10 protein-coding genes are annotated in these 21099 nt (G+C 68.9%); 1 reads left to right on the top strand and 9 read right to left on the bottom strand.

The features are described from left to right. Positions 1-240: 240 nt before the first annotated feature. Complete coding sequence (locus tag ACFWHU_RS20510) at positions 241-1863, top strand: MFS transporter (protein ID WP_385803197.1); 1623 nt, start codon at positions 241-243, stop codon at positions 1861-1863. A gap of 79 nt (positions 1864-1942) precedes the next feature. Here the strand turns inward: ACFWHU_RS20510 and ACFWHU_RS20505 are convergent, their stop codons facing one another. The 9 genes from ACFWHU_RS20505 to ACFWHU_RS20465 all read right to left on the bottom strand — a co-directional run bounded on the left by ACFWHU_RS20505 (position 1943) and on the right by ACFWHU_RS20465 (position 21095). Beyond that, on the bottom strand, positions 1943-2785 hold the full coding sequence (locus ACFWHU_RS20505; protein WP_385803195.1) for a methyltransferase domain-containing protein: 843 nt from the start codon (positions 2783-2785) through the stop codon (positions 1943-1945). Between the two features lie 428 nt (positions 2786-3213). Continuing rightward, on the bottom strand, positions 3214-4644 hold the full coding sequence (locus tag ACFWHU_RS20500; RefSeq protein WP_385803193.1) for an FAD-binding oxidoreductase: 1431 nt from the start codon (positions 4642-4644) through the stop codon (positions 3214-3216). Positions 4645-5077: 433 nt separating this feature from the next. Then, complete coding sequence (locus ACFWHU_RS20495; protein ID WP_385803191.1) at positions 5078-5617, bottom strand: GNAT family N-acetyltransferase; 540 nt, start codon at positions 5615-5617, stop codon at positions 5078-5080. A gap of 80 nt (positions 5618-5697) precedes the next feature. Next, positions 5698-7392 (bottom strand): MFS transporter, encoded by a 1695-nt coding sequence (locus tag ACFWHU_RS20490; protein ID WP_385803189.1) that lies wholly within the window; start codon positions 7390-7392, stop codon positions 5698-5700. A 239-nt stretch (positions 7393-7631) separates the two neighbouring features. Continuing rightward, positions 7632-8675 (bottom strand): methyltransferase, encoded by a 1044-nt coding sequence (locus tag ACFWHU_RS20485; protein ID WP_387226142.1) that lies wholly within the window; start codon positions 8673-8675, stop codon positions 7632-7634. 50 nt (positions 8676-8725) lie between these two features. Then, on the bottom strand, positions 8726-9790 hold the full coding sequence (locus ACFWHU_RS20480) for a methyltransferase (protein WP_385803185.1): 1065 nt from the start codon (positions 9788-9790) through the stop codon (positions 8726-8728). Positions 9791-9890: 100 nt separating this feature from the next. Beyond that, positions 9891-10943 carry a hypothetical protein gene (locus tag ACFWHU_RS20475; protein WP_387226138.1) on the bottom strand — a complete coding sequence of 351 codons (1053 nt, stop codon included), beginning with the start codon at positions 10941-10943 and terminating at the stop codon, positions 9891-9893. A 48-nt stretch (positions 10944-10991) separates the two neighbouring features. Continuing rightward, positions 10992-11717, bottom strand: coding sequence for a GPR1/FUN34/YaaH family transporter (locus ACFWHU_RS20470; protein ID WP_385803181.1), 726 nt, complete (start codon positions 11715-11717; stop codon positions 10992-10994). Positions 11718-11795: 78 nt separating this feature from the next. Continuing rightward, positions 11796-21095, bottom strand: a complete 9300-nt coding sequence (locus ACFWHU_RS20465) for an amino acid adenylation domain-containing protein (RefSeq protein ID WP_387226136.1) — start codon at positions 21093-21095, stop codon at positions 11796-11798. Positions 21096-21099: the final 4 nt, after the last annotated feature.

The raw sequence follows: 21099 nt of genomic DNA, 5'->3' as shown, positions 1-21099 counted from the left end.
GGGGCCGGGGTGCGACGAGCGGCAGCGGTTCACCACCCCGGCCCCGTGAGCGGGCCATCGGTACGGGCGAGCGGCTCAGATCCGAGAACACCGACCAGCTGATCAGCTCCTTGGCCGGGCACCGAACCGCAACCGGTGCCCGGCCCTTCGACGCCGCCCGCGGGCCGGGAATCGTCGGCTCCCGACGATGGCCTGCCCGGCCGGGAGGCACGTTCACTCTCACCGACTGGGCTCTCCTCCATGACTGAACAAGAAACGACCGCCATTTCCCCCGCGCGCGCCGGAAGACGCGAATGGACGGCTCTTGCCGTCCTCTCGCTGCCGGCCATGCTCATCACTCTCGACAACACGGTGCTGCACCTCGCCGTACCGCACTTGAACGCGAGCCTGAACCCGAGCGGGCTGCAACTGCTGTGGGCCGTCGACATCTACAGCTTTCTGATAGCCAGCCTGCTGATAATCGCGGGTACGTTGGGCGACCGGATCGGGCGCCGGCGGCTGCTGTTGATCGGCGCGGTGGGCTTCGGTGTCGCTTCGCTGCTGACGGCGTTCTCCAACAGTGCCGAGATGCTGATCGTCAGCCGTGCGCTCCTCGGCATAGCCGGGGCCACCCTGACGCCTTCCTCGATGTCGCTGATACGCAATCTGTTCCACGACGCCCGGCAGCGGACCGTGGCCCTCAGCGTCTGGATAACGTGCTTCCTGGTGGGCGGCGCCATCGGCCCGCTCGTCGGTGGCGTGATGCTGGAACATTTCTGGTGGGGCTCGGTCTTCCTGCTGAGCGTGCCGGCCATGGTGCTCCTGCTGATCCTCGGTCCCGTGCTGCTGCCCGAGTACCGCGACCCCAAGCCGGGCACCATCGACCTGGCGAGCATGGGCCTCCTTGTGCTCTCCCTGCTCGCGAGTGTCTACGGCCTCAAGAAGCTCGCCGTCGAAGGCGTCGCCGTGGTCCCCGCGCTGGTCCTCATCGCCGGCCTCGCCCTCGGCGTGTTCTTCGTTCTGCGACAGCGCGGGCTCACCCACCCGCTGATCGACATGGGTCTGTTCCGCGAGCGCACCTTCTCCGCGTCCCTCGGCGCGATGGGGCTCGCCCTCTTCGTGATGTCGGGATCGCAGTTCTTCATCGCGCAGTACCTGCAGATGGTGGTGGGACTGTCGCCGCTGGAGGCCGGGCTGGCGTCGTTGCCGGGCAGTCTCGGCGGCGTGGCCGGGTCGCTGCTCGCGCCGGTGGCTCTGCGGTGGATGCGTGCGGCGTACGCGATGACCGGGGGCCTCGCGATCGCCGCGGTCGGCTTTGTCGTCCTGGCCCAGGCAGGTGCCGACAGCGGGCCGGCCACGGTGATGGTCGCGCTGGGGCTGCTGAACATCGGCGTCAGTCCCACGGTCGTGCTCGGCACCGACATGATGATCAATTCCGCGCCGCCGGAGAAGGCCGGAGCGGTCTCCGCCATCTCGGACACCTCTCACGAACTGGGCCTGGGGCTGGGCATCGCCGTGCTCGGCAGCGTCGGTGGCGCGGTCTACAGCAATCAGGTCTCCGGCGACCTGCCCACCGGACTGCCCGAGGGGGCAGCCGCGAGTATCCGGGACAGCATCGGCAACGCCGTCGACGAGATCTCCCGTCTGCCGGAGAGTCTGGGTACGGCGTCGCTGAATGTGGCACGGGAGGCGTTCACCCACGGGCTGGTGCTGGTGAGCGTCATTTGCGGGGTCCTGACGCTGCTCACCGTGTTCATGACGCTGGGGCTGCGCGGGGTGCCTGCGATCGTCGGGACCGATGAGACCGGGGAGGCCGGGGAATCCGGCAAGACCGACGAGGCGTCGACGGAACTGCAGGAAGCCGGCGGCCGCGGCACCGATTGACGCCGAGGCCGCGACCGCGACTGCCCGACACCCGTCGTCTCGGAGGGGTGTCGGGCAGCACACGCACAACGGGCCGGGGTCAGGAGCCGGACGCGGCGCCCAGCGTCGCGACGATCACGAGGTACCCGATGTCCGGGTTGGCCGCCGCGCGGCGCATGAGGTCGATGTACTGGTCGACCGGTTCCGGTCCGTCGATCTTGGCCAGTTCGTCGCGCCGGGCCTCGACGACGTCGGCCATGATCGCCCCTGTCCGGACCACCTTGTCGCTGATGTCACGCACCTCGACGTCGACGAACCCGTGGGCGGCCAGCAGTTCGAGGTACTCGGCGGCGGTGGCGAACGAACTCACGCCGTAGGAGGCGCAGATGTCGTTGAGCACCTTGCGGCCGTCGGGACCCACCGGCGGGATTTCGGCGGTGTCGGCGATCACCAGCCGACCGCCGGGGCGCAGCACCCTGGCCGTCTCGGCGAGCGCCCGGCCCCGGTCCGGCACGTGGAGCAGGGACTCGACCGCCCACGCGCCGTCGAACGAGCCGTCGCCGAAGGGCAGTTCCATCACGTCGGCGTTCCGGAAGGTGGTCACGTCCGACCGGCCCGCCTCCTCGGCGCGCTCGGCGGCCTGCTCCACCTCGACGTCGCTGATGGCGATGCCGGTGACGTGCACGTCCCTGGACGCGACGAGCTGAAGCGCGGGTTTGCCCACACCGCAACCGATGTCGAGGACCGCGGCGCCGGGTGCGGGGTCGAGCAGGGTGACCAGCAGGTCGGTCAGCCGGGCCGTGGCGACCGCGACGGCGCTGTCGTCGGTGTCGTCCTCCCAGTAGCCGTAGTGCAGGTTCTCACCCCAGGCGGCGTTGAGAACCTGACCGAGGCCTTCGTAGAAACTCGCGACATCGTCAACGCCGGATATCTCGGCAGCCATCTCGATCTCCCTGTCGTGTCTGCGACACCTTGACCCCGGTCGCTCGACCGGCCGGACCACCACAGTGGCCCTGGTGGGCCACTGTGCGAGTACGGGGCCGGGAGCTTCCCCCGGGGTAATCGAAATCTTGCTATGACGCGTAAACAAACTCACGACCGGTGTTGGGTGTCAAGGCGGCCCGAATCGGCCCCGGTCGAGCGGGTCAAGCCGAAAAGCACAGGTCAGCGGCTTGGAACGGGGCGGCCTTATCGGCTTTCCCGAGTCCTGGCACGGGCCACCCTGGCCCGTTTCCGCTCTTCGGCCGGGCACGACCGCCACCCACCCGCCGGATCTCTCCCCACGGGAGTGGACTCCCGGTGCGTACGGCCACGGCGCACCCACCCACCGGTCGGTGAACCGGTCGGTGGGTGCCCCGTGTTGACGCTCAATCAGTTGGGACGTATGGACAGCGCGTGGCGGAACACATCACGCGGGTCGTAGGTCCTCTTGACCTGCTGAAGCTTCGCGTAGTTCGCGCCGTAGTACAGCCCGTGCCACGGCGTGTTGGAGGTGTTCCACTCCGGGTCGGCGAGATCGACGTCCGGATAGTTGATGTAGGCACCCGCGTTGATCGCGTCGGGCACCGGAACACCGCCGGTCCGCTTGTAGACGTCCCGGTAGCACTTGCGCACCCAGGCCACGTGCGCGGCGTCGTCCGACTCCGCCCGCCACACACCGGGGGTGAAGTAGGTGCGGAGGATGGAGTCGCGGTGCACATAGGCGGTCGCGTCGGCGCGCACGCTGTTGATCTTGCCGCCGAGGGCGGCCAGGTTCACCTGTGCGCCGGGATTGCTGATCGAGTCGTCGTGGAGATAGCGGTAGATCGTCGCTATCTGCTCATCGGTGTAACTCTTTTTCAGATCCGAGGTCTTGTCCTTCTGGCGGCCGGGGGGACCCCAGAACCAGTTGTCCCGGTCGAGCCACGCCAGCTCGGACCTGGAGTCCGTCGCGGCCGTGACGCCGGCACCGGCGGTGACCGCGTCGAACAGCCCGTCGAGCATGGCCTCGCCGCCCTCGACCGACTTCGAGACACCGGCCATCAGGCCGATCACGCCGGCCGACACGTGCGAGGCGGAGAACGAGGCCCATACCTGGACCTCCTTCGCCCCGGGGGCGCTGTTGCGCTCGTACCACTGGCAGTAGTTGCGGATGAGTGTGGTGAACGACTGCTGCGACAGGGTGTCCCACGACCACTGCACCGTACGGGTCCGCTGATCGGAGCCGCGGGGAAGGAGCTTGGTCGGGTCGGCGGTGTCCACCCCGGGCGTACGCATCCAATACCGGGTGACGACACCGAAGTTGCCGCCGCCACCGCCCGTGTGTGCCCACCACAGGTCACGGTTGGGGTCGTTGGCCTCGCGCGTCGCCACGACGATGCGCGGCTGTCCGTCGGCACCCACCACGACGACCTCGACCGCGTAGAGGTGGTCGACGGCGATGCCGTGGATGCGGGAGTAGAAGTTGTAGCCACCGCCGAGTATGTGCCCGCCGAGGCCCACCTCCGAGCAGCCCGCGGAGGGAATGGTGACGCCCCAGCCCTTGAAGAGCGTGTTCTGCGTCGGGGCCACGATCGCGCCCGGACCCACGGCGAAGGCCTTGCGCCGCTCGTCGAAGTAGACGTCCGACATCTGCGAGAGGTCGATGAGGTCCTTGACCCCGGACCACGTCGTGAAGTTCTCCAGGCAGTGGCCCCCGGAGCGGACGGAGACCTGTCGGCCGGCCGCGACGGCCTTGCCGAGCGCCTCGGCGACGTGGGCCGAGGTGGTCGCGATGGTCACCTGGTCGGGCCGGTTGGAGAACCGGGTGTTGTGCGCGCGCACGAAGCTTTCGTACCGGGAGTCCCCGGGCTGCACGGTGACGGAGTCGAACGCCGGAGTGCATGCTCCGCTGGCCTTCCCCTTCCCCGCCGCGGTCGCGGGTCGAGCGCCTACTAAGGCATCCGCCGCGACCAGGCCGGCCCCGGCGAGTGCGGCACGTGTAAGTAACCCACGGCGGTTCAATTCAGACATGTACGCGACTCCTTGCATTTTACTGGAACGGAGCACAGTTGGATCTTGGCAATCCGCCGACTGGTCCGGCATCAGCCGATCGGATCTTATGTCATGACGTTGGAATTGAAACGATTCTTGGATCTCCCTACTTAAGTGGAATGTAGGGGTCAAGTTGGCTCCGTGGACGGGAGTTGTTTCCGCCTCTGTGGAGGTGCACGGCAGGAGCAACTCCCGCCGTGGCCACCGGGTTCGGCGAGCGGGCCTAGGGCGGGTCCGGCGTCCAGTCCGGGGCGAGGAGACCGAGCAACACGTCGTCGAGGAACTCGCCCATCACCCAGGCCGAGGAGCGCAGCACGCCCTCGCGGACGAAGCCGTTGCGCTCGGCGGAGCGCAGCATCGCGGTGTTGTCCGACAGCGTCTCGATCTGGAGTCGGTGCAGCCCGCGCACGGTGAATCCGTAGTGGCACAGCACCGCGACCGCGTCGGTTCCGTAGCCCTGGCCGCGGGCGGCCGGCAGCAGTCCCAGCCCGATGTGCGCCGACCGGTTGTGGTTGTCGATGCGCCACAGCGTCGCGGTGCCGATCAGCGTGCCGCCGGCCAACTCCACGACGGAGAACGGGACATGCCCTTCCTCGGTGTCGTCCACCACGAGCCGTGGGTCCTTCGAGCCGGGCGTCATGGGCCGCCACGGCCGTCCGTCGGCCCGTGCGGAGTTGACCACGTCGTCGTAGAGCTCGGCCCGCAGGATCGGGATGTCTTCCTCGTAACGGGCCCTGAGCCCGACCTCTTTACCCCTCAACATGCAAGCTTCCTATCCGACCGGCTCACCGGCGGCAAACCAATAAGGAAACCCCACGGGGCCCGAGGAGATCGGGAGGAGGGTCAGTGCGCCCGGTCCTCCGGCGCCGTCGCCTGACGGTGGTAGTCGGGCTTTCGGAGGTCGATGGTCTCCAGGGACTCGGCGGAACCGGAGCCCTCGGCGGTGTCGTCACCGCTCGCACCGGCGTCACCACTCTCACCGCCGCCGGTCCCACCACCGTCGCCGGCGTCGCCCGTCGGCAGCGGACCCAGCAGTACCGCGACCGCGAACACGGTCAGCAGCGTGACAACCGTACAGATCACGCTGACGTAGAACAGACCGTCGGTGAAGGCCGCTCGGGCGGCGTCGAGGACAGCCGTGCCCATCTCGCCGGGCAGCCGTCCGGCCTCGTACACGGCTGAGCCGATGGTGTCCTGGACGCGTGAGGCCGCGTCGGCGGGCAGATTGGCGGGCAGGGTGTCGGAGACCTCGCCGCGGTACACGGCGGTCCCGACGCTGCCGAGGATCGCGATGCCCATACCCAGACCGAGTTCGTGACAGGTCTCGGAGATCGCGGAGACGGCTCCGGCCTTCTCCGGCGGAGCGGACGCGATCATCATGTCGGTGCCGAGCGCGATGGTCGGTGCCACACCGAAGTTGAGCAGCCCCAGTGCGACCATCACCGGGATCAGTCCGTTCTCCGTTTGGACCTGGGTCAGCACGGCGAAGCCGACGAAGGCGATGGCGAGGCCCGCCGTCATCACGTACGCGGAACGCATCCATCGCAGCGCCAGCGGTGCCATCAGGGCGCCCACCACACCGCCGATGCTCCCTGGCAGTGAGGACAGACCCGTCTCCAGCGGGGACAGCCCCACGACCATCTGGAGATACTGCGCGACGAAAAACTGCGATCCCGACATCACGAACAGGGCGAGGGCCATGGCACCGAGGGAGACGGCGAAAGTGCGCTCGCGGAACAGGCCGGGTTCCAGCAGAGGATGGCTGATGCGTCGCTGCCGCGACGCGAAGACCACGGCCAGCCCGAGTCCGGCGAGCAGCAGCACCACCGGCAGGGGTTGGACGCCTTCGCCGGCGAGCACCTTGAGTCCGTAGACCGTCGCCAGCAGGGAGACCACCAGCAGCAGCACGCTCGCGGGGTCGATCCTGCCCGGGTCCGGGTCCCGGTACTCGGGCAGCAGCACCGGTCCCACGATCAGCAGCAGCACCATCGCGGGCACGCTCAGCAGGAAGACCGATCCCCACCAGAAGTGCTCCAGCATCGCACCGCCGACCATGGGACCGATCGCTCCACCCACCAGGAAGCAGGCGATCCAGACGCTGAAGGCGACGGACCGCTGCCGCGGGTCCACGAACATGTTGCGGATCAGCGACATCGAGGACGGCATCAGGGTCGCCCCGGCGATACCGAGCAACGCCCGGCTGACGATCAGCATTTCGGCGCTGGAGGAGAACGCCGTGAGCAGTGAGGCCAGTCCGAAGCCCGCCGCCCCGATCAACAGCAGCCGACGACGGCCGATCCGGTCGCCCAACGTACCCGCGATGATCAGCAGGCCGGCGATGAGGAAGCTGTAGATGTCGACGATCCAGAGCAGTTGCAGACCGCTGGGGTCGATGCTCGCGCTGAGATGCGGAACCGCCAGGTGCAGCACCGTGTTGTCGAGGGTGATGAGCAGCGCCGGCAGGGCGAGGACGCCGAGGGCTGTCCATTCGCGTTTTCCGGCACGCGCGGGTGGGGAGTAAGTGGCGTCTTGACTCATGTCGGAGTGCCTATCCAGCGACGAGAGGGCGATACGCCCGGCTGAGCGGCCAACGGCCGCTCAGGAGCGGTTTTCGGACCCGGTGGGCGGCGGATCGTGGCACGCCGGACCCACGCCCGGACCGTGCGGGCCCGGACGTCGGCGGCACCGGAATGCTGAACGGAGATCACCCTTCCCGGTGGCGGGCGGAGCCGGCGAATCCGGACACGACGGTTGTCGGTTGTCGGTTGTCGACGTTTTCAGGCGGCGAGCGGACGGGCCGTGATGACGGCCATTCCGCTGGGCAGCACCAGCGTCTCCTCCGGCTCCAGCCCGGCGGCAGCGAGCAGCGCCGTGAACGCTCCACCGGTGCGCTCCCGACCGCCGGAGGCGCCGAAGAGGGAGAGCATGTAGAGGTCCATCAGAGCGGGAAGCCGGTGCCGTCCGCCCTCCTCGGAGTCGGCGTCGGTGAGCAGGTCGATGACCATGATCCGCCCGTGCGGAGGCATCGCGGCGGCGCAGGTACGGAGGATGGAGACCGCGCTGTCGTCACCCCAGTCGTGCAGGACATGGCTGAGAATGTAGAGGTCCGCTCCCGGAGTCACGGCGCTGAAGAAGTCTCCAGCGGTGGCGGTGCAACGGTCGATGAGGTTCGCCTCGACGATCCGCTTCTCGGCGAGCGCGACGGTACCGGGCAGGTCCACGACGACGCCGGTGCTGCCCGGGGTGCGGAGCAGCAGTTCGCACATCAGATGGCCGTTGCCGCCGCCGACGTCCACGATCCGGGGGTAGCGGTCGAAGGTGACCGCCTCGAAGATCTCGTCGAGTTCCAGGCGCAGCCCGGCCTCCTGCGATCGGTCGAAGACCTCGCGCCGCTCCGGCCGCCGCTCCAGGTGCTCGAAGAGTTCGCAGTCGTGGATCAGCCGGAACGCCGAGTCGCCGGTCCGGGCGGTGTGTCCGAACTCGCCCCAGGTCCGGCCGACCTCGCCGCCGAGCAGCAGCGCGGTGGGGCGTGCCGTACCGGGGGTGTCCGGCAGCAGGGTGGCGCCGAGTCCGGTCAGCGCGAAGGTGTCGTCGGCCTCTTCGGTGAAGACGCCGAAGGGGACGAGTGCGTGGAGCAGCCTGCGCAGGGCGAGTGGGTGGGCCGCCACCTCTCCGGCGAGGTCCTCGGCGGAGCGGCGGCCGCCGGCCAGGGCCTCCGGCAGGCCGAGCTCCACCGCCGTGCACACCGCCCTCGACACGAGCTGGCCGTAGAGCAGCATGCGCATCCGTGCGGCGTCGTCCCGGAGTTGTGGGTGGAGCACGCTGTCACCTCCTTGTTCGTCGGGTGGGATCCGCTGTCGAGGGACGTGGGTTACTTGGTGGCGACGATGACGCCGTGCGGGGTCCAGCCCGGGAACGGGATGCGCTTGAGGGTGCTGAACCCGGCGGCCCGCAGGGACCGCTCGTGCGTTGCCCAGGAGTAGATCATGCCGCCTTCGGCGGGCAGCGCGGCGAAGTAGACGCTGTCGAGCGCGGCGACGACCGGACCGTCGCCCTCGTCGTTGGACATGGAGTTGAAGATGACCAGTTGACCGCCTTCGGGCAGGGCGTCGTAGGCGCGGCGCAGCAGTTCGGTGTTCTCGTCCGGTGTCCAGATGACCATCTGGTGGGCGAACATCACCACGTCGCAGCCGGTGGGCAGCGGGTCGGCGAACATGTCACCGGTGATGACGGAGACCTGGTTCCCGACCCCCGCCTGGGCGATCTTCTTCTCGGCTATGGTGCCGGAAGCCGGGATCTCGAAGACGGTGACCTTGAGGTCCGGGTTGGCCTGGGCGAGTGCGATGGCGTTCACCGCGTCGCCACCGCCGCAGTCCAGCAGGTGCTTGCGGCCGGAGAGGTCGAGTTCCTGGACGAGGTGCTTGTTGGCCAGCTCGGACCAGGAGCGCATGTAGCGGTAGAAGACCTGCTCCATGTGCGGGTTCTCGGCGAGCCGGTGGTACAGGTCACGGCCGGAGCCGCGGACCCGGCGCAGGCCGACGTTGCGGTTCTCGCGGAGCGAGTCGGTGAAGTCGAGCTGGCCCTCGTACACGATGTACTGCTCGAAGGCGACGGTGTCCTTGAAGCGCTGCCAGTCGCCCTCGTCCATGAGGCCCTTGACGACCTCGGCCAGTCGGTACAGGCCGTCCTGCTTGACGAGGATGCCCAGCGAGGTGCAGCCGAGGAGGAGGATGTCGACGGCGCGGTCCTCGAGACTGAGCGCGTCGCGGATCTCTTCCCGGGTCAGTTCCTGCTTCTCGGCGACCAGGTCCGGCAGACCCAATTCGCAGGCGGCGTTGAGGTACTGGAAGGCAGCATGCCCGAAGAGAATCCGGGACAGGCCGTCCATGTCGAGCTCGATGGGCCCGCCGTGCTGGGTGGGTGCTGTTGCGGTCATGAGTGCCCTGCCTCTCGGATGTGGATGCGTCTCTACCGGTCACTGGTGGTTGTGGTCCGCGACACCTGTGGTGGTCGGGAAGTCCGTCGCGGTTGGGAATTCAGCTGTGGTCAGGAAGCGGAGCGTCGGGAAGGGTGCCCGCCCGCAGTCGGTGGAACTGCTCGATGACACCGACCGCGGGACGATGGGACCGGCTGGTCGCGAGCAGGCTCGGCGACTGTCTGCCGACGAAGTGTCCGCACACGCCTTTGTGCGCGTCGTACGTGGCGTCGAGCGCGGTCCGGAAGTCTTCGAGCGGGCCGGGGCGGCGCTCTGCCAGCCACGACCAGGCATCGCTCGACCCGGTGAGCGCGGCAACCAGGGCCTCGTGGTCCCGCCATCGCAGCCCGCTCATCTGCGGGGGTGCGACGGGCGGCATCAGAGTGGGCCTGATCTCCGCCTGGTACTGGTCCGGGCTGGCGTCCCCGGCGAACTGGAGAGCGGCCCGGCAGGCCCACATGACCCGGGAGGCCACGCCGGCCGCCGCGGCGGCGGTTTCCTCGTCGCCGGCCCCGGCCGCCGCCCTCAGACTGTTCACGGCGAGAGTGCCGCCCTGCGCGAGCACCATGAACACATGGTGGCCGCGGACCCAGCGGCGGAGCCCGTCGAGAGGTTCCGGTTTCCCGGAACGTACGCACTCGGGCACGGGCAGCGGTTCAGGCAACCGGGTCGGATCGGCCGGCCAGCGCAGCAGTACGTCGAAGCCCGCGACCATGTCGTGCCATGAGGGCTGGTCGAGGCCGGTGCCCCGTTCCTCGGCGATTTCCAGGATGCCGAGTTGGGCGTTGAGGAGTGCCGCGACGAACAGGGCGAGCGGGTCGCCGTGGTGCCGCTCTATGCCGAACGCCAGGTCGTTGTCCCGATTCGGCCGCGACTCCTTCGGGTCGTCGCCGACGAGGGTGCTGGGCACCGGGCCGAATTCGGTCTGGGCGGCCACGGCAGCGGCCAGCATCTGGGCGAGTCCGGCCCGGTTCGCCGGGTCGGACATCCGGGCGGCCGGCGCCGCGAGGGCGGTGGGGACCGCCGCCGCGATCGCCGGGGCGTCGACGGGCAGATCCTCCGGCCGCGGCATGGGAAAGGGGACGGTGGCGACGTGGGGCAGGTAGTCGGTCATCGTGCCTCCTGTTCATACGCGTTACGTCGGGGGGGCGTGCGTCGGTACTCAGCGGCCCTTGACCAGCGGCTTGCCCAGAGGAAGGCGCTTGGCGCCGGTCGCCTGGTGCATGAAGGCGGCGAAGATGTACATGCCGAGCACGATGAAGAGGAACATCGTCGTGATGCCGACGTAGATCAGCCAGGGGTCGTCCGGCTTGGTGGGGTTGTTGACCATCTGGTCGATGGCCTGCTCGATCGAGCCGTACAGAACGAGCAGGGTCGTGGAGACGACCACGAAGAGGAACGTGAAGATCCGCGGCAGTCGCAGGGTCGTCAGCGTCAGCAGGATGATCACGATGGCCCACACCAGAACGAAGTTGGCGGTGGCCTGGCGCTGTTCGATGTTCTCGAACTCGCCCATCCAGTTGTTGTTCAGGGCGAGGCTGAGGATGGAGAAACTCAGCCAGAAAGTCCCGAAGAGCCCGTACACGGCCGCGAAGATCCCGTCACCCAGGCGCATCGCCCAGACCGAGGCCATCAGCAGCATGATGGTGCTGCTGAACACCATGATGGGCAGCGAGGCCACCAGGGAGTTGGCCGGGATGCTGACGTCCTTCAGGTAGAAGGCGAGCGAGATGGAGCCGAGCAGGAATCCCCCGAAGCCCAGCATGGCGGGCTCGGTGGCCCGGGGGCCGGTGGACAGATCCGGCACGGGTGCGGCCGGCCTCGCCGCGGGAGCGGCCTCGGCGACCGGCGCCGGTGGGGCCTCGAGCGTTGTCTTTTCCTGCTTCATCGCTTTCTCCTGATCTAGTAGGGAGCGGAAGGGTGGGAGGGGGGAGCAGGGCGTACGTAGAGGGGAAGGGGCCGGATTTCACCCCGCGGCGGACCGTCCGCGGACCCGCCGGATGCGCCGGATCTCGACGGGGGCCGCCCAGGACGCCGGATCGGGCAACTGCCCGGCGAGTTCGGCGAGTACGGGGTGATCGAAGATGAGGTTGAGCGGTACGTCGTTGCCGGTGCGCGCCGTAAGCCGACTGATGACGCGGGTGGCGAGGAGGGAGTGGCCGCCGAGAGCGAAGAAGTCGTCGTCCGCGCCGACTTCGGTGACGTCCAGGACCTCGCGCCATATTTCGGCGACGAGTTCCTCGGCCGGCCCGGTAGGTGCCCGGTAGGCGGTGCGGCCGGTGCCGGGTTCGGGGTCGGGGAGTGCGTTGCGGTCGGTCTTCCCGTTGGGGAGGAGGGGGAGTTCGTCGAGGCCGACGAAGACGGAGGGGACCATGAAGTCCGGCAGCCAGGTGCGGATGTGGGAGGTCAGCTCGGCGGGGATGACGTCGCCGGGCTTGTCGGGGACGACGTAGGCGACCAGCCGCAGGGATCCGCTTGTGTCCTCGCGGGCGACGACAACGGCTTCGCTCAATTGGTCGTGCTTGCGGAGGACTTCCTCCACCTCGCCCAGCTCGACCCGGTGACCACGTACCTTCACCTGACCGTCCGCCCGGCCGAGATAGTCCAACTGACCGTCCGGACGCCACCGCACGAGGTCCCCTGTGCGATACATCCGCCCGCCCTGATCCGAGAACGGGTCGGGCAGATAGCGCTCGGCTGTGAGAGCGGGACGGGCGTGATAGCCGCGCGTCACACCGGCACCGGCCAGATACAACTCACCGACCGCGCCCAGCACCACGGGCCGCAGATCGCCGTCCAGGACATGGGCGGTTGTGCCGTCGACCGGAACACCGATCGCTGTCCGCACATCACCCGGCACGGTCACGGCGTGGGTCGAGTAGGTGGTGTCCTCACTCGGCCCGTACAGGTTGTTGACCTCATCGATCACCGGGTGTGCGTACAACTCCCGCACCAGCGCAGGCGCCAGGGGCTCACCCGCCAGATTCACCGTCCGCGCCTGCGGAGGGACCGCGTTCGCCGCCAGCAACTCCCGCGCCACGGAGGGAACGGTGTTCACCAACGTCACACCGGCATACCGCTCCGGATGGGCGATGAGGTCCAGCGCACTGTCCGGAACGACATACACCGTCCCGCCCACCGACAACGGGGCGAAAATCTCGAACACCGAAAGATCGAAGGACACCGATGTCGCGGCCAGCGTGCCGGCAAGCACCTCACCGGAGAACACCCGGCCCGCCCACGACAGCATCGACACCACCTGCCGGTGCTCAATCACCACACCCTTCGGCCGGCCCGTCGAACCCGACGTATAAATCACATACGCCACATCATCAGGACCACCCACCGCCGGAACACGGTCAACCCGACCCCCGTCAGGGAACTCCCCGGCCGAATCGAGCACCAACGACACACCGGAGTCCTCAACCATGAACGCCACACGCTCAGCTGGATAACCCGGATCCATCGGCACATAACCCGCACCCGACTTCAACACACCCAACAACGCCACGACGAGGTCCACCGACCGGGGCAACAGCACACCCACCACATCACCCCGGCCAATGCCCAAGCCCCGCAAACCCCACGCCAAACGATTCGACCGCTCCTCCAACTCCCCATACGACAACGCCCCACCCACACCGACAACCGCCACACCCTCACCGCTCAACCCATCAACTACCGCCTCCACCATGTGCTCGACCCGGCTGCCCACCACACCGGACACGGACGCGCCCACCGAAAGCGCATCCGCACGCTCCCGCTCCCCCACCGACCGCACATCCAACTCGGCCAACTCACGGTCAGGAGCATCAACAAGCGCGTCGATAACGGTGGCGAGCCGGTCCGCGATGAGCAGGGCGGTGGACCGTTCGAACAGGTCTGTGTTGAAGACGAGGTGTCCGGTGACGCGGCCGTCGCGTTCCTCGGCCTGGACGACCAGGTCGTAGGGAGTGGTGCGGAAGGGAACGGGCGCGGGGCTCACGTCCAGGCCGGCCAGCTCGTACCGGGGCGGGGTTCCGTTGACCGCGAGAAGCACCTGGAACAGCGGGCTGCGGTCGCGGTGCGGGCGAAGCTCCCGGATCAGTTCCTCCAGTGGGAGCTGCGGGTGGGCGCGGATGTCGTCCACGAGTTCGCGGGTCGCTCGCAGGGCCTCGGTGAGCGTGCCGTCGGGGTCGGGCCGCAGACGGAGCGGGAGGGTGTCGACGAGGTAGCCGACGACTTCCGCCGTGTCCGGGTGGTCGCGGCCGGCGACGGGGATGCCGATGGTCACGTCGTACCGGTCGGTGAGCTTGGCCAGGACGATGGCCAGGGCGGTCGCAAGGACGGTGAACGAGGTGGTTCCCGCGGCTCGGGCCGCAGAGCCGAGCGCTTCCTGGGGAAGTGCCAGGGGTACCGCGTCACCCCGGTAGGTCTGCTGCGGGGGGCGTGGCCGGTCGGTGGGCAGGCCGGCGGACGGGGCGCCCGCCAGATGGGCCCGCCAGAACTCCACTTCCTTCGGCGCCGTATCGCGCTGCCAGGTGGCTACTTCGGCGTACTGAATGGACGAGGGCGGGAGCGGTTCGGTGTCGGGGGCACCGACGAGGGTGCCGTAGTTCTCGGCGACCTCCCGGAAGGCGAGATCCAGGGACCAGCCGTCGGAGATCGCATGGTGCAGGCTGATGACGAGAACATGGTGCTCGGGGCCGGTGCGGACGAGCGTCACGTGCCAGAGGGGGCCGGTGGTGAGGTCGAAGGCCCGCTCGGTCTCCGCGTCGATCACCGCCTCCCAGTCGGTGGTCGTGATCCGGGTCAGCGGCACCTCGGGGTCGGCACTCACGATCTGGCGAACCTCGCCGTCGATCTGCCGCAATGAGGTGCGGAGGACCTCGTGGCGAAGCACCAGGTGACGCAGGGCGGTGGTCAGCGCGTGCTCGTCCAGGGTTCCGGCGATGTGGACGGCGCCCCTGATGTGGTACGCGAGGTTGGCCTGCGGGTCCAGCGCGCAGAGCACCCAGAGCCGCTCCTGGCCGAGCGACGCCGGCAGGACAAGAGTCCCGTCCGGGTCCGGGGCCCGGTCGAGCGGGCCGATCGCCGGCGCGGGCTGCTGCTCCTTGTCGGCGGGCAGGTGGGCGGCGAGTTCGGTGAGTGTGGGGTGTTCGAAGACGAGGTGGAGCGGGACGTGTGTGCCGAGGGCGGCACCGAGTCGGTGGGTGAGACGGGTGGCGAGGAGGGAGTGGCCGCCGAGAGCGAAGAAGTCGTCGTCCGCGCCGATATCGGTGACGTCGAGCAGCTCACCCCAGATACGGGCCACCAACTCCTCGGCCGGCCCGGTGGGGGGACGGTAGACGGTGTGACCAGCACTCGGGTCCGGGTCGGGGAGTGCGTTGCGGTCGGTCTTTCCGTTGGGGAGGAGGGGGAGTTCGTCGAGGCCGACGAAGACGGAGGGGACCATGAAGTCCGGCAGCCAGGTGCGGATGTGGGAGGTCAGCTCGGCGGGGATGACGTCGCCGGGCTTGTCGGGGACGACGTAGGCGACCAGCCGCAGGGATCCGCTTGTGTCCTCGCGGGCGACGACAACGGCTTCGCTCAATTGGTCGTGCTTGCGGAGGACTTCCTCCACCTCGCCCAGCTCGACCCGGTGGCCGCGCACCTTCACCTGACCGTCCGCCCGGCCGAGATAGTCCAACTGACCGTCCGGACGCCACCGGACCAGGTCCCCTGTGCGATACATCCGCCCGCCCTGATCCGAGAACGGGTCGGGCAGATAGCGCTCGGCTGTGAGAGCGGGACGGGCGTGATAGCCGCGCGTCACACCGGCACCGGCCAGATACAACTCACCGACCGCGCCCAGCACCACGGGCCGCAGACCCTCGTCCAGGACATGGGCGGTTGTGCCGTCGACCGGAACACCGATCGCTGTCCGCACATCACCCGGAACGGTCACGGCGTGGGTCGAGTAGGTGGTGTCCTCACTCGGCCCGTACAGGTTGTTGACCTCATCGATCACCGGGTGTGCGTACAACTCCCGCACCAGCGCAGGCGCCAGGGGCTCACCCGCCAGATTCACCGTCCGCGCCTGCGGAGGGACCGCGTTCGCCGCCAGCAACTCCCGCGCCACGGAGGGAACGGTGTTCACCAACGTCACACCGGCATACCGCTCCGGATGGGCGATGAGGTCCAGCGCACTGTCCGGAACGACATACACCGCCCCGCCCACCGACAACGGGGCGAAAATCTCGAACACCGAAAGATCGAAGGACACCGATGTCGCGGCCAGCGTGCCGGCAAGCACCTCACCGGAGAACACCCGGCCCGCCCACGACAGCATCGACACCACCTGCCGGTGCTCAATCACCACACCCTTCGGCCGGCCCGTCGAACCCGACGTATAAATCACATACGCCACATCATCAGGACCACCCACCGCCGGAACACGGTCAACCCGACCCCCGTCAGGGAACTCCCCGGCCGAATCGAGCACCAACGACACACCGGAGTCCTCAACCATGAACGCCACACGCTCAGCTGGATAACCCGGATCCATCGGCACATAACCCGCACCCGACTTCAACACACCCAACAACGCCACCACCAGATCAACCGACCGGGGCAACAGCACACCCACCACATCACCCCGGCCAATGCCCAAGCCCCGCAAACCCCACGCCAAACGATTCGACCGCTCCTCCAACTCCCCATACGACAACGCCCCACCCACACCGACAACCGCCACACCCTCACCGCTCAACCCATCAACAACCGCCTCGAAGACTCCCTCCACCCGACCGGCCACCACACCCGACACCGCCGCCCCCACCGACAGCACACCAACACGCTCCCGCTCCCCCACCGACCGCACATCCAACTCGGCCAGTACAGAGTCCGGATGCTCCGCCAGAGCGGAGACGACGGTGGCAAGGCGTTCGGGAACGAGGCGCGCGGTGGTGTCCGCGTAGAGGTCGGTGTTGTAGGTGAGGTAGCCGGTGATGGCGTCCTCGCCCTGCTCCAGGTGGAGCGAGAACTCGAACTGGGTGCCGGCCGGCGGGATGTCGAGCCGGGCGACGGTCAGACCGGGCAGGTGCAGGTTCCGCGACGGGGTTTCGTTGAGGGCGAGCATCGTCTGGAACAGCGGGCTGCGCGCCTGGCCGTCAGGGGCGGGCGCCGCGTGCCGGACGATCTCCTCGAACGGTGTCTCCGCGTGCTGGTGCGCTTCCACCAGGGCATGGTGGGTGGCGCTCAGGGTCGCCGCGAGGGTGGCCTGCGGGTCCAGGGTCCGCCGTAGCGGCAGTGTGTTGGTGAAGAACCCGAGGATTTCCGCGGTGTCGGGGTGGGTACGGCCGCTGGTCGGGATGCCGATGGTCACGTCGTGGCTGCCCGACAGGGCGCCGAGGACGACGGTGACCGCGGTGGCGACCACGGCGAACGGGGTGGTTCCGGTACTCCGCGCCAGCCGCCTGACCGCTTCGGCGCTCAGCTCCACGGGGATGGCCGCGCCGTTGTGGGTACGGCGGGCCGGACGCGGATGGTCGGTCGGGAGGTCCAGGGAGTGCGCCCCCGCGAGCCGCTCACGCCAGTGGACGAGCCCGGTGTCGTCTTCGGATACGGGTACGGCAGCCCGCGAGTGCGCGAAGTCGCCGTACTGGAGAGCAGGGGCCGGGGCGAGCGGGTGGTCTTCGACAAGTGCGGTGTATGTGTGGGCGATTTCGTCGAGGAGGAGGGTGAGCGTCCAGCCGTCGGCGATGGTGTGATGCAGGGAGAGCAGGAGCAGGTGGGCGTCCTCGGTGCGGCGGACGATCCGGGCGCGGAACAGGGGGCCGTCGGCGAGGTCCACCGTGGACCGGCGCCAGTTCTCGAGAAGTTCGGCCTCGTCGTCCGCCGGGGCCGCGTCCTGCGCGGTCGGCGGCAGCGGGTCCCCGTGCCAGACCGGATGAACGACCTGGACGATCTCGCCGTTCTCTTCGCGCAGCGTGGTCCGCAGCACCTCGTGGCGGCGGGCGACCTCCTCGATGGCCCGTGCCAGTGCCGGGGCATCGAGGTGGCCGGACAGCCGGGCCCCGCCGTTGAGGGTGTAGGCGAGATTGGCCTGTGGGTCCAGCGCGCACAGCAGCCACAGGCGCTTCTGGCCGGAGGTGGCGGGGAGAGTGATGGTGCCGTCGGAGTTCGGGGTGCGCGGCGCGGTCGGGATGGACTGGTGGCCGTCGCCCGAGCGGGGCAGGTGGGTGGCGAGTTCGGTGAGTGTGGGGTGTTCGAAGACGAGGTGGAGCGGGACGTGTGTGCCGAGGGCGGCACCGAGTCGGTGGGTGAGACGGGTGGCGAGGAGGGAGTGGCCGCCGAGAGCGAAGAAGTCGTCGTCCGCGCCGACTTCGGTGACGTCCAGGACCTCGCGCCATATTCCGGCGACGAGTTCCTCGGCCGGCCCGGCGGGTGCCCGATAAGCGGTGTGACCGGCACTCGGATCCGGGTCGGGAAGCGCGTTGCGGTCGATCTTCCCGTTCGGGAGAAGCGGGAACTCCTCCAGGCCGACGAAGACCGAAGGAACCATGAAGTCCGGCAGCCAGACACGGACATGAGAGGTCAGCTCGGCGGGAACCGCACCGCCCGGCTTGTTCGGTACTACGTACGCGACCAGACGCAGCGATCCGGATACGTCCTCGCGGGCGACGACCACCGCCTCATCCAATTGGTCGTGCTTGCGCAGGGCTTCCTCCACCTCGCCCAGCTCGACCCGGTGGCCGCGCACCTTCACCTGACCGTCGGCCCGGCCGAGATAGTCCAACTGACCGTCCGGACGCCACCGGACCAGGTCCCCTGTGCGATACATCCGCCCGCCCTGATCCGAGAACGGGTCGGGCAGATAGCGCTCGGCTGTGAGAGCGGGACGGGCGTGATAGCCGCGCGTCACACCGGCACCGGCCAGATACAACTCACCGACCGCGCCCAGCACCACGGGCCGCAGATTGCCGTCCAGGACATGGGCGGTTGTGCCGTCGACCGGAACACCGATCGCTGTCCGCACGTCGCCCGGAACGGTCACGGCGTGGGTCGAGTAGGTGGTGTCCTCACTCGGCCCGTACAGGTTGTTGACCTCATCGATCACCGGGTGTGCGTACAACTCCCGCACCAGCGCAGGCGCCAGGGGCTCACCCGCCAGATTCACCGTCCGCGCCTGCGGAGGGACCGCGTTCGCCGCCAGCAACTCCCGCGCCACGGAGGGAACGGTGTTCACCAACGTCACACCGGCATACCGCTCCGGATGGGCGATGAGGTCCAGCGCACTGTCCGGTACGACATACACCGCCCCGCCCACCGACAACGGGGCGAAAATCTCGAACACCGACAGGTCGAAAGAGACCGATGTGGCCGCCAGCGTCCCCGCCAGCACCTCACCGGAGAACACCCGGCCCGCCCACGCCAGCATCGACACCACCTGCCGGTGCTCGATCACCACACCCTTCGGCCGGCCCGTCGAACCCGACGTATAAATCACATACGCCACATCATCAGGACCACCCACCGCCGGAACACGGTCAGCCCGGCCCCCGTCAGGGAACTCCCCGGCCGAATCGAGCACCAACGACACACCGGAGTCCTCAACCATGAACGCCACACGCTCAGCCGGATAACCCGGATCCATCGGCACATAACCCGCACCCGACTTCAACACACCCAACAACGCCACCACCAGATCAACCGACCGCGGCAGCAACACACCCACCACATCACCCCGGCCAATGCCCAAGCCCCGCAAACCCCAGGCCAAACGATTCGACCGCTCCTCCAACTCCCCATACGACAACGCCCCACCCACACCGACAACCGCCACACCCTCACCGCTCAACCCATCAACAACCGCCTCGAAGACTCCCTCCACCCGACCGGCCACCACACCCGACACCGCCGCCCCCACCGACAGCACACCAACACGCTCCCGCTCCCCCACCGACCGCACATCCAACTCGGCCAACTCACGGTCAGGAGCATCAACAAGCGCGGTGAGAGCTGTGTGGAAGCGGCTGGCGAGGAGGTCCGCGGTGTCGGCCGAGAACAGGTCGGTGTCGTAGCCGAGGAAGCCGGTGATGCCGTCCTCGCCCTGCCAGAGGTAGAGCTCGCAGTCGTTACGGATGGTGGTGGGCGCCATCACCATCGGCCGGACCGGCAGGTCGCCCAGGTGGACCACGGGCAGTTGCGGCTGGAGCACGAACAGCACGTCGAACAGGGAGGTGCCGCGCTGCCCGACCTGTTCCGCCACGGTCTCGAAGGGCACATGGGCGCCGCCGTACGCGTCCAGGCAGGTGTCCCGGACCGCGTGCAGCACCTCACGGGCGGTGCGGGCCGTGGTGGTGTCGGTGCGCAGGGCGAGCATGGTCGCCAGCGGGCCGACGGCGCCCGGGGAGCGGTGGCGTTCGCGGGTCGCGATGGGCGATCCGACAGTGATGTCGTCGTGGCCCGCGGTGCGCGCGAGGGTGAGGTGGAAGGCGGCGAGCAGCACCATGAAGGCGGTCATGCCGGTGCTGTCGGCCAAGACCTCGACGCGGCGCAGGAGTTCGGCGTCGACGGAGATGTCGACGTGGTCGGAGCGGAACCGGCGGGTGCCCGGTCGGGGCCGGTCGGTGGGCAGGGCCAGCGGGCGGGCGCCGGCGAGCCGGTCTCGCCAGGCGGCGAGTTCGGCCGGGTCGGGGGTCGCCGGGACCGGGGGCAGCGGGGTGGCCGGGCCGAGGGGCGAATCCGCGTACAGGGCGCCGAGTTCGGCGAGGAACACTCCGAGGGACCAGCCGTCGGCCACGATGTGGTGGGCGAGCAGCTGGAGGCGGGCGGTGCCGTCGGCGAAGGTCCAGACGGCGACGCGCCACAGCGGGCCGGTGGCGAGGTCCACGGGGTCGGCAGCGCGGGTGTCGGCGGCGGCGCGGGCCCGGTCACGGCCGGCGTCGGCGCCGAGGTGGCCGAGGTCGGTGAGGGTCAGGTCGGGTGCGGCGTCGGCTTCGGGTGTGACGGCGCAGGCGGTGCGGTCCCCCTGGGGGAAGGTGGTGCGCAGCACGGCGTGCCGCCGGGCGAGTGTGCGCAGGGCGGCGGCGAGGCGGTCCGTGTCGACGGGGCCTCCGACCTCGGCGTCGAAGCGCAGGATGTTCGCGGCCGTGCCCGGGTGGATCTCCTCGAACAGCCGCAGGCCGAGCTGGATGGGACTGACCTGGGGGTCGAGGGGTGCGGTGGCGTCCGGTGTGCGGGCACGCCAGCGGGCGAGGAGGTCGCGGCCAAGGTCGGCGGGTACCTGAGAGTTGTCTGACACAGGC

This window comes from Streptomyces sp. NPDC060366 (assembly GCF_042725135.1).
GTDB lineage: Bacteria > Actinomycetota > Actinomycetes > Streptomycetales > Streptomycetaceae > Streptomyces.
Note: the sequence above shows the minus strand (reverse complement) of the source record. Positions and strands in the feature narration are given on the sequence as shown.

Excerpts from the sequence above, each read along its gene's own strand:
- ACFWHU_RS20475 (WP_387226138.1), bottom strand. The coding sequence starts at position 10,943 with ATGACCGACTACCTGCCCCACGTCGCCACCGTCCCCTTTCCCATGCCG.
- ACFWHU_RS20505 (WP_385803195.1), bottom strand. The coding sequence starts at position 2,785 with ATGGCTGCCGAGATATCCGGCGTTGACGATGTCGCGAGTTTCTACGAA.
- ACFWHU_RS20490 (WP_385803189.1), bottom strand. The coding sequence starts at position 7,392 with ATGAGTCAAGACGCCACTTACTCCCCACCCGCGCGTGCCGGAAAACGC.
- ACFWHU_RS20470 (WP_385803181.1), bottom strand. The coding sequence starts at position 11,717 with ATGAAGCAGGAAAAGACAACGCTCGAGGCCCCACCGGCGCCGGTCGCC.
- ACFWHU_RS20510 (WP_385803197.1), top strand. The coding sequence starts at position 241 with ATGACTGAACAAGAAACGACCGCCATTTCCCCCGCGCGCGCCGGAAGA.
- ACFWHU_RS20495 (WP_385803191.1), bottom strand. The coding sequence starts at position 5,617 with ATGTTGAGGGGTAAAGAGGTCGGGCTCAGGGCCCGTTACGAGGAAGAC.
- ACFWHU_RS20480 (WP_385803185.1), bottom strand. The coding sequence starts at position 9,790 with ATGACCGCAACAGCACCCACCCAGCACGGCGGGCCCATCGAGCTCGAC.